The following is a 13,898-nucleotide window of genomic DNA, read 5'->3' as shown; positions in this document are numbered from 1 at the left end:
AATTAGCTCTCCTTTTCCTTTAGTTGTTTTACCAGTTCTTTAAAGATTTCTCCGCGAACCTCAAAATTTTTAAATTGGTCAAAACTGGAACATGCCGGTGACAATAAGATCACATCTCCTGCACTTGCCATATTGTAAGCTTGATAAAGTGCCTCTTCCATGGTTTCACAGGAAGTCTGATGTGTAAAGATATCTTTAAAATGATCTTTAGTTTGCCCAAAAGAGAAACAATGTTTGATTTTTTGATCATATTGTTTCAAATCTTCAAAAGAAATATGCTTATCTTTTCCACCACATAATAAAATCACATTGTGATCAAACGCACTTAAAGCCGCACAGGCTGCATGCGTGTTTGTTGCCTTACTGTCATTATAAATACGAACATCTTTAAGCGTATCCACATACTCAATGCGATGCTCAACACCTCTAAATTCAGAAATGACCTTTTGGATCGAATTCACAGAAACACCCATGCGATATGCCATACAAGCGGCCATCATCGCATTTCCACAATTAAATCCACCTACAATTTTCAAATCCTCTAATTTAAAGAGAACCTTATCCTTTAAATATGCAAATTTTTCATCTCTGTAAAGAGCAACATCTTGACGTGTTAATGAAAAATCAATTACTTCACATGGAATGCCTTGGGCATATTTCATTATTTCTTCATCATCTACATTTCGAATAAACCATGCATCTGACTTACAATTTTCATAGATCTTCATTTTAGATCGATAATAATCTTCCAAAGAATCCATATAGTCTAAGTGATCTGGTGCTAAATTGGTGACGACACAAACATCCGGGGCAAAACTTTCAATTCCCAACAGCTGAAAATTACTCAACTCTAGGGCAACGGTATAGTCTTTTTGATCATGCTCTAAAACAAGTTCACTCAAAGGTGTACCGATATTACCAGCCACCAGTGCATTTTTCTCGGTTTTTAACATCTCATAGAGTAACGTAGTGACCGTTGTCTTTCCATCCGTACCGGTGATGGCCGCATAGGAAAAGTTTTTGGCATACCGGTAGGCAATTTCTATCTCCGTATAAATAGGAACTTGTTTTTGAACAAAATAATGGACAAAGGCTGCTCGATAAGGGATACCCGGATTTTTAACCACAAAAGCATAAGAAATTGCTTTTAAGGCATCCGGATGTCCTTGATCAAATACATGTACACCTAAGGCGTTTAATTGTTCTTTTTGCTCAATTTCTTTTTGATCGGTCAAATAGACTTCATATCCCATCTTGCATAATAGACGAGTCACCGCAATCCCGCTTCGTGCGGCTCCTATCACTAAAACTTTTTCCATGTTATCGCACTCCTATGAAAAGTCCAAGAATCGCAAATACAATACCTACCAGCCAAAAACGATGGACAACCTGTGTTTCTTTCCAACCGCTCTTTTCAAAATGATGATGAAGCGGCGCCATCTTAAAGACACGTTTCCCGGTAGTTTTAAAAGAAGTGACTTGAATGATCACACTTAAAACTTCAATAACAAATACAAATCCAATTAAAATCAATAAAATTTCCTGTTTTAAAACCATCGCCACCGCAGCCAATAAGCCTCCTAATGCCAACGATCCTGTATCCCCCATAAAGACTTTAGCCGGATGTTTATTAAAATACAGATAGCCAAGCAGAGCCCCTTCCACTAAAACTAACAAATAAACCAAATTTAAAGCATTTGACACATACGCAAATACGATAAAAGGAATCAGGGCAATAATCATCTGTCCGGCACACAATCCATCCAAACCATCCGTTAAATTCACCGCATTGGTTTCCGCTGTAAACATAAAGAAGATCAAGAAAAAATATAGGAAACCGATATCAAAAGAAATATCGAAGATGGGAATCCATAACGTTGTCGGATTGTGCGAAGAATACATAATATAAAAGGCCACAGCCAGAATGCTCTGCAGTAAAAACTTCATACCGGGTTTTAATCCCGTATTATCTTTTTTCGCAACTATAATGTAATCATCAATAAAACCGATAAAGCCATAGCCGACAAAAGCCAAGAGTACGATCCACAGCTTCATGTCAATCTTATACGGTGTAAAAAAAGAAGATAGAATACATAACACGACGGGTACCAGAATAAAAGCAATCCCTCCCATTGTCGGGGTTCCGTTTTTTGCTTTATGGCTGGCCAAACCTTCTTCTCTTTCCGTTTGACCAAATTTGATCTTATGCAGATAACGAATAAAAGGCGGCATAAGAAGAAACATACAAACTAAACTGGCTATAAAACCAATAAACATATAGAGTAAGTCCATGTTGATCTCTCCATTCCGCTCTTCATTATAGCATGTGCCTCTATTTAAAAACAATGAAATTTCCTCTTGAAAAGATAAGCTACAAATGATATCATAAATAAGCAATTTCGCAAGCAGAAAGGAAAAAGGAGGACAGCGACATGTCAAAAGTATGTGCAGTATCTGGTAGAGGTCCTTTAACAGGAAATAAGCGTTCTCACTCTATGCGTGCTACTCGTTGTAAATGGAATGTCAATCTGCAGAAAGTTAGATTGGTTGTAGACGGGAAACCTCAGACAGTTCGTGTGAGTGCGCGTGCCTTAAGAACATTAAAGAAACAAGGCGCTATCTAATAGCGAAGGGACAAATAAAGTACCACAAAAAAGACTTCATACATTGAAGTCTTTTTTTGTCTGTAACGTATATAGAGTTCTCGAAACAATCGGGCTGTTCTTCTTTAAGTATTCATTCTGCAGCCACTCCAGATAAGTACCCGGTGATATAATACCTCGAATACTTAAAATATCTGCCCCAAGACAACCCAAGATACGATCCGTAAATAAAGCACAGTTATCTCCTAAAGCCCAGTACGTTTTAAACTTACCCTGTTTAAACTTATAAAGTTTAGCACCGGTTTTATAATGTAAACGTGAAGGATAGTCTTCTTGATACGCATCAAACCGATGATATCCATCTTCTCTTTCAATCTTACAATGCCAGCGATAACTATTGTTTTCAAATGCCTGAATCTGCGCTTCCAAAAGACTTCTCTGTGTTTCGTTTAAGGCAATACCATATTCAAAAATCGTATTTTGTTCCGCTTCCATCGCATTGGGAATATAATATTCGACCGGCACTTTAAAGAAAACACCATCTCCCAGAGTCTGATTCAAACGAAAGGAATCGCTGTCATAGTTTCCATAGCTATACGCAATACCATTATACGCAAAACAAATATGCCCGACTTTTTGAAAACCCACAGGTCCTACATGGACAAATACACTTAAATCATGTTTCGCATTTCGTTCTTTCTGTTCAAATTCATAGGGCTCTTCTGCTTCCAGATAGCGATTGATGGCATTTAAAGCCCAATCCGGAAAGAAAGCACATAAAAAAGCCGGAAAAGTGATGCGTACTTTTCGTTTCCATTCATATTTTGTCAATGGATTGACGCAGGCCAGACCATCACTGACATAACGACCACCTAAGATCATTAAATAAAAGCCAAAGGCACGAATCAATATCTTTAAGTCTTCATCCACACGAATCAAGTAAATTCCTAATATCCAATAAAAAAGACTAAACAAAAAAAGAAAAAATTTCCCTTTACTGTTATTCAATGCATTGATCACCATTTGTACCAACAAAGCCGCACCATTTAAAAGACAATAGATACCAAATATGATCTGTAAAACATGTAAAGGAATATTTTGATGATTGGATAAGATCACAAATAATACAAACGAAAAAAGAGAAGAAACAACATCCAGTATGTTTCTTCGTTTGATAAAGCGTACGATCATCCACAGCGCACTGCATCCCAAGACAACCAACAACAAATTGACCAAGATCAAATAGATGCCATCCGGTGCCAGAAACATCACAAAACCAAATAGGACCGCAAACGAGCCTAATAGAATATTACTCAGAATCTCCTGCATCATAATCTCCTTTTTCTAATTAGCGAACATTGGATTCAATACATAATACTTTTCCCCGATCGATCGTAATTTGCGCTTGTTTGTTTAGAATCGAATTGGAAACAGTAAGGATATCATCCGGCTTTAGATCATACTGATGAAGTGGATATAAAAAGCCTTCCAAAGTAATGATCGAATCTTCGATCGCAAAAAAGGAAATATGCTTATACTGGTTTTGAATCGTATGTTTTCCCTGACAAAGACAATACATCTTCTGACTAGTCTCCCATAAGATCAAATTCTCATAGCGATACATCAAAAGACGAATATTTGCTATGGTATGATCGATACGTCCATGAAGACCGCCTGTCAAAATCAGCGGTGAATATCCTTTTTCCTGACAAAGGCGCAAAGCTAATTCACTATCGGTTTCATTCTTTTGAACTGGATGAATGGTAAGCGATGCCCTTTGTTTCAGCTTTTCCAACATCTTTGGATCCATAGAATCAAAATCACCCACGCCAAAGGCTAATGGAAAACCTTGTTCCAGAATCTGCAGACAGCCGGCATCCACACCGATATAATCCGCATTATCCACATGGGGTATTTCTTGTGACAAAGGGGTGACTAAGACGGCAGGTTTCACTTCAATAGCTCCTCGATATTTGCACAGATATCTCCTTTAAACACAAAGCTGCCCGCAACTAGAGTATCACAGCCGGCTTCTACCGCTTTTTGAAATGTGTTTAAATTAATACCGCCATCGATTTCAATACGATAAGCGTATTGTTTTTCCTCTTTCTTTTGTTTTAGCCAGACAACCTTGCTTAACACACTTTCCATAAACGACTGTCCGCCAAATCCGGGTTCTACACTCATAATCAATACAATATCAACCTGATCTAAAAGAGATTCAAATAGCTCGATGGGAGTATCAGGTTTGACAACGATACCCGTTAAAACACCCATTTCATGATTTTTCTTGAGTAATGCGGAAATGCGTTGCAGATCGTTATCGAATGCTTCTGTATGAAAAGTCACGCAGCCAGCTCCAGCCTCAATAAAGATTGGCGCATATTTTTCAGGATCCGTTACCATCAAATGTACATCCAAAAGTTGATGCGCACTCTTCTTAAAGCCCTTTAAAATATCGGGTCCAAAGGTAATATTCGGTACAAAATGCCCATCCATGACATCAAAATGCAGCCATTTTGCTTTACTTTGATTCAAGATGGAAATTTGTTCTGTCATCTTAGAATAATCCAAAGATAACACGGAAGGGGCTATGATTCTTTCATTCATCGTAGATTGACCTCCTTTAAGATCTGTACATAATCTTCATAAATCGTAGGATTGATTTGATTTTCCTGTACCGCCTTCTGAATGGCACAATCAGGTTCATGGATGTGCCGGCAGTCCTTAAAGCGACATTGATGCAGATAGGGTTTAAAATCCTTGATGCACGCATCCAGGTGAGAAAGATCCATTCGTGAAAAATCCAGACTGGAAAAGCCGGGTGTATCTGCCACCAAGCCTTGGGCAACTTTATGCAGCTCACAAAACCGGGTGGTATGCTTTCCTCTCCCCAAAGCTTTGGATATCGCCTGCGTCTGTAACGAAAAACTAGGCTCCAAACGATTTAATAACGAACTTTTTCCGGCACCGCTTTGTCCGCACAAAACACTGACTTTATCTTTTAGAATCGCTTTTAATTCCTCGTCATCACTTCCCGGATACGTCATCAGAAGCGTATAGCCTGCTTTTTGATACTGAGAAAAAAGCGATGTATAAGCACGGATGTCTTCCACCAGATCTTGTTTTGTAATAATCAAGATCGGCTCGACATGCGCCAGGCAAACCAAAAAGATCAAACGATTTAATAGATGTACCGAAAAATCCGGATCTTTTAAACTGGTCACGATCAAGGCTTGATCCACGTTGGCAATCGCCGGGCGCAAAAGACGATTTTTTCTTGGTTCGATCGAATGGATGCGATAAGTGCCATTCAGACTTTCAACTTGTACAAAATCACCAACCACAGGTGCTTTATCTAAGCGAAGTTTCCCTCTTGGGCTGGCGACAATCACTTGATCAGCCATTTGTATTGTATATTGATTTGAAATAATTTTTATGATTCTTCCCTTTTCCATTTATTCTGTATACAGCGTGATGTAGCTGTTTGATCCCTCCTGTGTATAAATACTGCCTACGGATGGTGAAACGCTGACGATCGTAGAACCACTTCCACTTTGTACGACCGCAATCCCCATGGCATTCAATTCTCGATAAACACTTTGATAACTTTGACCGATCCAATCCTGAGAAATCGTAACTTGCGGATAGGAGGCCACGACAAATGTAATCGTCTGTTCTTCATCCGGATCGATACGTGAGCCAACCGTTAACCCTTTTTGTTCTAAAATATAACCCGGATTGGTATCTGCCATCGGCTTTTCTTCCACCTCTATTTCAATATTTACACCTTCTTCTTTCAACTGCTCTTCCACATCCGAAACGTATTGTCCGGTATAATCCGGCACCAAAAATGTCGGTCCTTTACAGATAGAAAGCGTAACGGTGTCATGCTCGCTGACCGATTCACCCGCTTCTATATCCGATGCGATGACATGGTCTTTTTCTACCGCGTCATTGGCTTCTTCTTCCACTTCGATCTGCGATGAAGAGATACCCGCCTCTTCTAAAGCCCGCAAGGCATCTTCCCGACTCATATTGACAACATCTGGCATCGTTGCCTGACCGAAAATCGATCCGATTGAAATGATCCCTGTGGCCTGTAATGTGAAAACACCAACACCACCCACAAGCAACACCAGACATAGTCCCAGCAAAATCGGCACTATCTTTTTTCGTTTCTTTTTTAGGGGTGCCTGTTTGTTCTCTTCGTATTGAACCTTAACGCGACCTTGATCAACCTCGACATGATGGATCGGCTGATCATCAATCTCGATGCGCTGCATATTGCGATATTCTAAATCGCGGCAGTGTTCTAAATCATACAACATTTCCTGAGCGTATTGATACCGTTGATTGGGATCTTTAGCCGTTGCCTTTAAGACAATATTTTCTACCGACTGCGGAATTCCCGGATTAAAATTTCGTACATATGGAATCTTGACACGTAAATGCTTAATGGCAATTTCCGTAGGTGTCTGCCCGGTAAAAGGCACACTTCCTGTGAGTAATTCATAAAATACAATACCCAGAGAATAAATATCCACCTGGTACGAAGGCTCTTTTCCCTGTGCGGTTTCCGGAGCCAGATAATGAGCCGATCCCATGACCGCATTGTTGAGTGTCAATTGTACCGAATCACTGGCCACTGCGATTCCAAAATCAGTGATCTTGACCGTACCATCATCTTTAATCAATACATTTTGCGGTTTGATATCACGATGAATGATATGATTTTGATGGGCTGCCACGATTGCACTGGTCAGCTGTTTCATAATATCGATGGCTTCGTTATAATGAAGGGCGCCTCGCTGCTGGATCAGCTGTTTGAGCGTTCGTCCTCGAATATATTCCATGACAATATAATGCAGGCCTTCAAACTCTCCAACATCGTAAATATCTACAACATTAGGATGCGAAAGACGGGAGGCTGCACTGGCTTCTCTTTGAAACCGAACCAGAATCATAGGATCTTCACTCAACTTGGAGCGTAAAACTTTGATGGCAACGATACGATCTAAGATCTTGTCTCTGGCCCGATACACATCAGCCATTCCACCCTGTCCGATCAATGATAAGATCTGATACCGGTTGGCAATCTGTTGGATCATCGTTTGCGCCATATCAATTTTCCTCGTTCTCGATCACAATGACCGTACAGTTATCATATCCACCGGCATCGATAGCCATGGAAATCAAGGCATCCACTTTCTTTTGTACAGAAAACTTTTTGTTTTGAATAACAGAAACAATCTTATCATGATCCACATAACCGTGCAGGCCATCACTGCATATCAAAAGCGATTTATAGTTCGATTCGATCTTATTGGTATCAACACGAAATACATGCCATACGCCTAAAGCATTTGTCAACGTATTGCGCTGTGCATGTGTCTTTGCCTCTTCACTGGTGATCTTTCCTTCCTTCATCAGCTGTGCAATCACACTGTGATCCTCACTCATCTGAATCAAGCCATCCTCATAATATGCATAGATACGAGAATCTCCGACATTGAAAATATATGTTTTTCCATGGGTGATCAATGTACCCACACAAGTCGTCCCCATACCTCTTTCTTTTTTATTGGACATGCTTTTTTGATAGATTCTTTCATTGGCAAGATCCAATGTATTTTGAATCCATGTATTCACATCACCATCGGAATAAAAAGAATCCACCTTTAAAAATTCTTCTCGAAAGGTAGATACCGCCAAAGCACTGGCTACTTCTCCGGCAGCGGCTCCGCCGATTCCATCACAGACGATAGCCAGTAAATCATCATTTTGATTTTGGAGAACGCAAAAATCATCTTCGTTCAGTTGTCTTGTACATCCTACATCCGTATTCGCATAGACTTTCATTTAGTTTTGACCTCTTTTCAATTCCTTGATACGAAGCTGTCCGCAAGCAGCATCGATATCATTTCCATGTTCCTTGCGAATTGTACAACGTATGCCATCTTTCATCAATGTATCATAGAAGACCATGGCTTCTTGATGTGTAACACCTTTAAAACCTTTTTCATCCACCGCATTATAGGGAATCAAATTGACATAGGCATTGTAACCTCTTAAAAGCTTTGCCAGCTGATGTGCCTGGTTTGTGGAATCATTGACCCCTTTTAATAAGATATATTCAAATGTCAAACGACGATTGTTTTCCTGACAATAATAGTCCAAAGCCTTCATCAGCTCTTCTAATGGATACGCATGATTGACCGGCATCAATTGATCTCGAAGTTCATTGTTTGGTGCATGAAGACTGATAGCCAAATTGTATTGGGTATGTTCATTGGCAAAATCATAGATTCTGGGAACAATACCACAGGTAGAAATTGTAATATGTCGTGATCCAATACCCAAACCACGATCATGATTGACTGTGGAAAGAAAATTCATGACATTCTCATAGTTATCAAAAGGCTCTCCGGTTCCCATTACCACGATATGACTTAAACGATCCTGCGTCTTATCCAATTCTTTTTGCACATAAAGAAACTGAGCAACCATTTCTCCACTGGTCAGATTTCTTTTTTTCTTTGTTAATCCACTGGCACAAAAGGCACATCCCATATTGCATCCAACCTGAGTTGTCACACAAATACTTTTTCCGTAATCAAAAAGCATCATTACACTTTCCACAAGGGCACCATCTTCCAGCGCAAAAAGATATTTGGTCGTACCGTCATGAGAAACCTGTTTACGCACCAAGTGTAACGGACTCACAATAAAATCTTGCTTTAGGATCTCTCGGGTTTCCTTGCTGAGGTTGCTCATTTCATCAATAGAATTCACTCGATTTCGATAAAGCCATTGAAAAATCTGATGACCACGAAATCCTTTCCATCCATAACTTTTTGCCAAGTCTTGTATTTGTTCATAATTAAAGTCGTAAAGGCTTTGCATAATCCACCCCAATTCATTTAAAAATTATAACAGAGAATCTTGTTGTTTCTCAAGCTTTGCCATATAGAATCCATCTTGTCCTTTATTTGGAAAAATCGTCTTTTCTTCCAACAAAACAAAGTCGGTATGTTTTTTCAAAAAGGACTGAATCTGCTTTTCGTTTTCTTTTTTATTGATCGTACATGTCGAATAAACCAAAATGCCGTTTTCTTTGACATGCAAGCTGCCCCTTTCCAAAATGTCCTGTTGTAATGGAATCAAGGCATCCATATCTTCCGGCTTCATACGCAAACGAATATCCGGTTTTCGTGCCAGAATACCATAGCCGCTGCAGGGAACATCACATAACACACGATCGAAAAGACCCAGATTCTCTAAATCACGCGCATCTTTACATAAGGCTTTTACAATTTGCAGATGCAGGCGTTTGGCATCATTTTCGATCAGTTGTACACGATGCGCATGCAGATCCACACTGACAATCTGGCCCGTATCTTTCATTCTTTCAGCCATAGCCATTGTTTTCGTGCCCGGAGCCGCGCAGGTATCTAAGACATGCATGCCCGGTTTCGCATCGACAAAGCAGGCAATTTCATAGCTTCCTATATCCTGTATGCTCATTTTTCCTTGTTGATAGTAAGGATGTGCTGCAACATCGTTTCCATGATAGATATATAAATCATCCTGTATACTTGTAAACATCGAGTTTTCAAAATCTTCGATCGTGCTGCATAACGCATTTCTTCGTACATAGATTGGTAAGATCTGCTGGGTCCAGGAAAGCATGGTCTTGGTCTGTTGAATACCATATTGTGCTTTCCACATATACACCAGCCAACTTGGTACAGAGTACAAAATAGAAAGTGCTTCTTCTTCCTGATCCGGTAAAAGAATATCTTTTTGTTTGACACGATGTAAAAACGCGTTGACCAAACCGCTCAAAGACGGATTTTTGATTTTTGTCAATGTAACAGCTTCATTGACAATGGCATATGCTGGAACCTTATCCAGAAAAAAGAGTTGATAAACACTCATAAGCAAAAGAATGCGAACCCGATTGGGAATTTTCTTCTTTACATATTGATTCACACAATAATTTAAATAACCATAGTTCTGTAATGTACCATAAAAAATATGTGTGGCTAAAGCTCTATCCTTGGACGGACACTCTTTTAAATGATGTTTTAAATACAAATTTGAATATTGGCCATGACAGATGACTTCTATCAAGGCTTCTAAAACCCATGATCGCATATTACTCCTCCAACCCAAATGGATACATGTTGATATCCTGCTTGACCGTTGTTTTTAAACGCATATGATGATGCACCAGCTGCCATACGCGTTGTGTTAAAAGTTCTTTATCTTTCGATTTGATGACCAGACGAACCCTGGCCTTTTGTTGACGCATCGATATCGAAATCGGCCCCAACACTTTTAAATCACTTAAGTATGCCTTAGCCTCCTGGGCAGTCTGCAGGGCATTTTCCTCTTTTTTATCCTGATAGATCACCGTACAAAGATAGACATACGGTGGATACATTCCTAAATGTCGATATTTCATCTCTTTGGAAAAGAACGAAAAATAATCGTGCTGAATCACACTTCGCATCACATAATGATCCGGTTCAAAGGTCTGAATATAAACATTCCCTTCTATTTGACCTCTTCCACAGCGGCCACTGGCTTGTTCCAACATCGAATACGCGGTTTCCGCACTTTGATAATCAATACGTGCCAGGCTGGCATCGGCCTGTAAGATACCCACGACACTAACTCTTTGGTAATCCAAACCTTTGGCAACCATTTGCGTCCCCACAAGAATATCGCCTTTTTCTTCAAATTCTTTTAATAATTTGGCATGTGCATTCTTTTTACGAGTGCTGTCTGCATCCATACGAACGATATATGCTTTAGGAAACATATTCTGTAAATTCTCTTCCAATTTTTCAGTTCCCATACCTAAGCGATAAAAAGAATGAGAATGACACTTTGGACAAGTATGATCAAAGTAAAAGACCCTGCCACAGCAATGACACATTAAAAGATCTTCTTTTTTATGGTATGTCAGGGCAATCCCGCAATCCGGACAAGTAAAAGTCTCTTCACATTGAGTACATTTTACCACCGGAAGATATCCTCTGCGATTTAATAACAAGATCACCTGCTGATGCTTTGCCAAGGCTTGTTGGATAGCATTGATCAACGAAAAAGATAAACCATTTTCAACTTGTTCTGTCTTCATATCCACTAAATGAATCTTTGGCATCTGCAAAGAAATTCGTTTCGTTAAAGTAACCAGCTGATATACGCCTTTATATGCACGTGCATACGAATCCAGACTGGGTGTAGCACTGGAAAGCACAACTTTGCAGTGATGAAATTTAGCTCGTTCCATCACGATATCCCTGGTATGATATCGAGGCATAGAATCTTGTTTATACGAGGAATCGTGTTCTTCATCCATCAAAATCAAGCCTAGATTCGAAAAAGGCATAAAGACACTGCTTCTTGTCCCGACAACGATTGAAACTTTATTCTCTTTGACAAGCTGATATTGTTCATACTTCTCCTGTGCATTTAAAGAAGAATGATAAATGGCGATCTTTGTTTGAAATCTTGCCTTTACTCGTTGAATCATCATGGGTGTAAGCCCAATCTCCGGAACCAGAAATAAAACCTGTTTTCCCTCAGACAATACTTTCTTTGCTAATTGTAAAAAGACTTCGGTTTTCCCCGATCCCGTTACACCATGCAGTAAATAAACCGTATTCTTTCCTTTTTCAATATTTTCGATTGCTGCTTGTTGCTCCTCTGTGAGCACAAACGAAGAATCCTCGATCTCTTCCATCGGTACAACACTTTCTTTTACACGTTTTTCTAAGGAAAGGACTCCTTTTTCAAATAATGGACGTGATAAAGAAATCTTTTTTCGTAAAATGCTTGCTTTCATAGGAAGCTGATCTCGAATGGATGCAAAAGCTTCTTTTTGCTTAGGTGTCAACGCAACCGTTTCATCATTTAATACAGCCCAATCCTCGTAGACAATCTTATGCTCTATACTGGAAGGTCGTAAAGCAGGCGGCAACATCGTTTTTAAAACAGAAATCACAGAACACACATAATTCTGAGAAATTGTATGCGCCAGAGTCATCAATTCTTCATTCAATAAAGGTTTCGTATCCAGAACTTCCAATACAGATTTTATATTTTTTACTTTTGGCAAGACATCTACACTTTCCACAAAGCCGATTAAATCCTGAGCTCCAAAAGGAACACGCACACGACATCCAACTTCCACCTTTTGATCACAGGCATAAGTAAATGTTGTATTCAATGCCAAAGAGTTATGTTCGATATAAACATTAATGTAAGACATGCAATAATTATAACACACCTTATCTTTCAGACGTCTTGATTGCATCAGAATTCCTTTTCTATATACAAAAAAAGTGGCAATTTATGCCACTTTTATGCCATCCGGCTTTTAAAGCCTTTATTTAAAAAATGGTGGGGACGGTGGGACTTGAACCCACACGGGATTACTCCCAACGGATTTTAAGTCCGTTGCGTCTGCCTATTCCGCCACGACCCCATATTTGGAGGTTCCGATCGGATTTGAACCGATGATCACAGAGTTGCAGTCTATTGCCTTACCGCTTGGCTACGGAACCAGCTGCTTAGATATTATATGAAATATCAAACAGAAATGCAAGAACTTTTTATTATTGTTTCAAGTCTGGTATTTTTTTTGTGCGTGCTGCCATTGTTTTTTTACTTTTTTAGGATCTATTCTGCCGCTAAAATCATTCGTTACAATCCATGCAAATTCATATTTGTTTTTCTTTTGATTCTAACTGTTACTTATGTAGTGACATTCTTATTTATTACTATGATTTTGGTAATCCTTTCAAAGAAATACCGCTTTGGTTATTTCTATTTCTTATCTTCTTTGCGATAATGGTATTCTTCATATCTCGTAGAGTTAGACAAGATGCATCGAGTGAAGAATAGGTGAGACTATGTTTTATAAAGGCTCATCCTTTGCACATAAAGGGTAACAATCCTTTATTTATCGTGTCTTTTTGATAAAGCATCTCGATATTTCACCCTTTTTGGTGACATTATCGCCATTTTGATGAACTTTAGAACTTTATCATATCGGTCTTTAGGCTCATTCATAATAAACCAAAATAAATTCATCCAGTCTTGCAGATTTTCTCTTTCATAACCTCCATGTGCTCTCATAAATTTTTTAAGTAACATATGGAGATGATTGACTGGATATAATGGATTCTCTTTATCGTTCAGCTGTTTTATTTCATTAGATAAATATACTTCATTTTTTAATCCCAGTTCTTCAACAAGTATGTTATGAGATTTTTCTTC

The 13,898-nt window shown here is 39.1% G+C and carries 13 protein-coding genes and 2 tRNA genes; 1 reads left to right on the top strand and 14 read right to left on the bottom strand.

Features of this window, described 5'->3' with window-relative positions; translation table 11 throughout:
- Positions 1-2 precede the first annotated feature (2 nt).
- Together murD and mraY are read right to left on the bottom strand one after the other, a co-directional pair.
- Positions 3-1,319: a UDP-N-acetylmuramoyl-L-alanine--D-glutamate ligase gene (gene murD, locus G413_RS0100075; RefSeq protein ID WP_022788914.1), complete on the bottom strand. Its 1,317-nt coding sequence runs from the start codon at positions 1,317-1,319 to the stop codon at positions 3-5.
- Position 1,320: 1 nt separating this feature from the next.
- Positions 1,321-2,292 (bottom strand): phospho-N-acetylmuramoyl-pentapeptide-transferase, encoded by a 972-nt coding sequence (gene mraY / locus G413_RS0100070; protein WP_022788913.1) that lies wholly within the window; start codon positions 2,290-2,292, stop codon positions 1,321-1,323.
- Positions 2,293-2,432: 140 nt separating this feature from the next.
- Between mraY and rpmB the strand changes: the two genes are divergently transcribed.
- Positions 2,433-2,624 (top strand): 50S ribosomal protein L28, encoded by a 192-nt coding sequence (gene rpmB / locus G413_RS0100065; RefSeq protein ID WP_022788912.1) that lies wholly within the window; start codon positions 2,433-2,435, stop codon positions 2,622-2,624.
- A 36-nt stretch (positions 2,625-2,660) separates the two neighbouring features.
- Here the strand turns inward: rpmB and G413_RS0100060 are convergent, their stop codons facing one another.
- From G413_RS0100060 to G413_RS12150, 12 genes are all read right to left on the bottom strand, one after another.
- A complete protein-coding gene (locus tag G413_RS0100060; protein WP_022788911.1) occupies positions 2,661-3,932 on the bottom strand; it encodes a hypothetical protein in 1,272 nt (423 codons plus the stop codon).
- Positions 3,933-3,951: 19 nt separating this feature from the next.
- The gene (locus G413_RS0100055; RefSeq protein ID WP_022788910.1) at positions 3,952-4,557 is read right to left on the bottom strand and encodes a thiamine diphosphokinase; all 606 of its coding nucleotides are present in this window, start codon (positions 4,555-4,557) and stop codon (positions 3,952-3,954) included.
- Entirely contained in the window at positions 4,554-5,213 is a 660-nt protein-coding gene (gene rpe, locus G413_RS0100050) for a ribulose-phosphate 3-epimerase (RefSeq protein WP_022788909.1), read from the bottom strand. Before rpe ends, G413_RS0100055 begins: the two co-directional genes overlap by 4 nt.
- The gene (rsgA, locus tag G413_RS0100045) at positions 5,210-6,061 is read right to left on the bottom strand and encodes a ribosome small subunit-dependent GTPase A (RefSeq protein WP_022788908.1); all 852 of its coding nucleotides are present in this window, start codon (positions 6,059-6,061) and stop codon (positions 5,210-5,212) included. The genes rpe and rsgA overlap by 4 nt, the downstream gene beginning before the upstream one ends.
- Positions 6,062-7,726 (bottom strand): Stk1 family PASTA domain-containing Ser/Thr kinase, encoded by a 1,665-nt coding sequence (pknB, locus tag G413_RS0100040; protein WP_022788907.1) that lies wholly within the window; start codon positions 7,724-7,726, stop codon positions 6,062-6,064.
- 1 nt (position 7,727) lies between these two features.
- Entirely contained in the window at positions 7,728-8,465 is a 738-nt protein-coding gene (locus tag G413_RS0100035) for a Stp1/IreP family PP2C-type Ser/Thr phosphatase (RefSeq protein WP_022788906.1), read from the bottom strand.
- Positions 8,466-9,509 carry a dual-specificity RNA methyltransferase RlmN gene (gene rlmN, locus G413_RS0100030; protein WP_022788905.1) on the bottom strand — a complete coding sequence of 348 codons (1,044 nt, stop codon included), beginning with the start codon at positions 9,507-9,509 and terminating at the stop codon, positions 8,466-8,468.
- 24 nt (positions 9,510-9,533) lie between these two features.
- Positions 9,534-10,763: a 16S rRNA (cytosine(967)-C(5))-methyltransferase RsmB gene (gene rsmB / locus G413_RS0100025; RefSeq protein ID WP_022788904.1), complete on the bottom strand. Its 1,230-nt coding sequence runs from the start codon at positions 10,761-10,763 to the stop codon at positions 9,534-9,536.
- Between the two features lies 1 nt (position 10,764).
- Positions 10,765-12,888, bottom strand: coding sequence for a replication restart helicase PriA (gene priA / locus G413_RS0100020; RefSeq protein WP_022788903.1), 2,124 nt, complete (start codon positions 12,886-12,888; stop codon positions 10,765-10,767).
- 129 nt (positions 12,889-13,017) lie between these two features.
- Positions 13,018-13,104: transfer RNA gene (locus G413_RS0100015), tRNA-Leu, on the bottom strand.
- Between the two features lie 5 nt (positions 13,105-13,109).
- Positions 13,110-13,183 (bottom strand) — tRNA-Cys (locus G413_RS0100010).
- A 394-nt stretch (positions 13,184-13,577) separates the two neighbouring features.
- The coding region (locus tag G413_RS12150; RefSeq protein WP_027969122.1) for a hypothetical protein at positions 13,578-13,898 on the bottom strand (321 nt) is incomplete at its 5' end.

This window comes from Faecalicoccus pleomorphus DSM 20574 (assembly GCF_000420345.1).
In the GTDB taxonomy this organism is placed as follows: Bacteria; Bacillota_I; Bacilli_A; order Erysipelotrichales; family Erysipelotrichaceae; genus Faecalicoccus; species Faecalicoccus pleomorphus.
This window is presented reverse-complemented; position numbering and strand designations above follow the sequence as displayed.

Excerpts from the sequence above, each read along its gene's own strand:
- rlmN (WP_022788905.1), bottom strand. The coding sequence starts at position 9,509 with ATGCAAAGCCTTTACGACTTTAATTATGAACAAATACAAGACTTGGCA.
- murD (WP_022788914.1), bottom strand. The coding sequence starts at position 1,319 with ATGGAAAAAGTTTTAGTGATAGGAGCCGCACGAAGCGGGATTGCGGTG.
- pknB (WP_022788907.1), bottom strand. The coding sequence starts at position 7,726 with ATGGCGCAAACGATGATCCAACAGATTGCCAACCGGTATCAGATCTTA.
- G413_RS0100035 (WP_022788906.1), bottom strand. The coding sequence starts at position 8,465 with ATGAAAGTCTATGCGAATACGGATGTAGGATGTACAAGACAACTGAAC.
- rsmB (WP_022788904.1), bottom strand. The coding sequence starts at position 10,763 with ATGCGATCATGGGTTTTAGAAGCCTTGATAGAAGTCATCTGTCATGGC.
- rpe (WP_022788909.1), bottom strand. The coding sequence starts at position 5,213 with ATGAATGAAAGAATCATAGCCCCTTCCGTGTTATCTTTGGATTATTCT.
- rpmB (WP_022788912.1), top strand. The coding sequence starts at position 2,433 with ATGTCAAAAGTATGTGCAGTATCTGGTAGAGGTCCTTTAACAGGAAAT.
- priA (WP_022788903.1), bottom strand. The coding sequence starts at position 12,888 with ATGTCTTACATTAATGTTTATATCGAACATAACTCTTTGGCATTGAAT.
- mraY (WP_022788913.1), bottom strand. The coding sequence starts at position 2,292 with ATGGACTTACTCTATATGTTTATTGGTTTTATAGCCAGTTTAGTTTGT.
- rsgA (WP_022788908.1), bottom strand. The coding sequence starts at position 6,061 with ATGGAAAAGGGAAGAATCATAAAAATTATTTCAAATCAATATACAATA.
- G413_RS0100060 (WP_022788911.1), bottom strand. The coding sequence starts at position 3,932 with ATGCAGGAGATTCTGAGTAATATTCTATTAGGCTCGTTTGCGGTCCTA.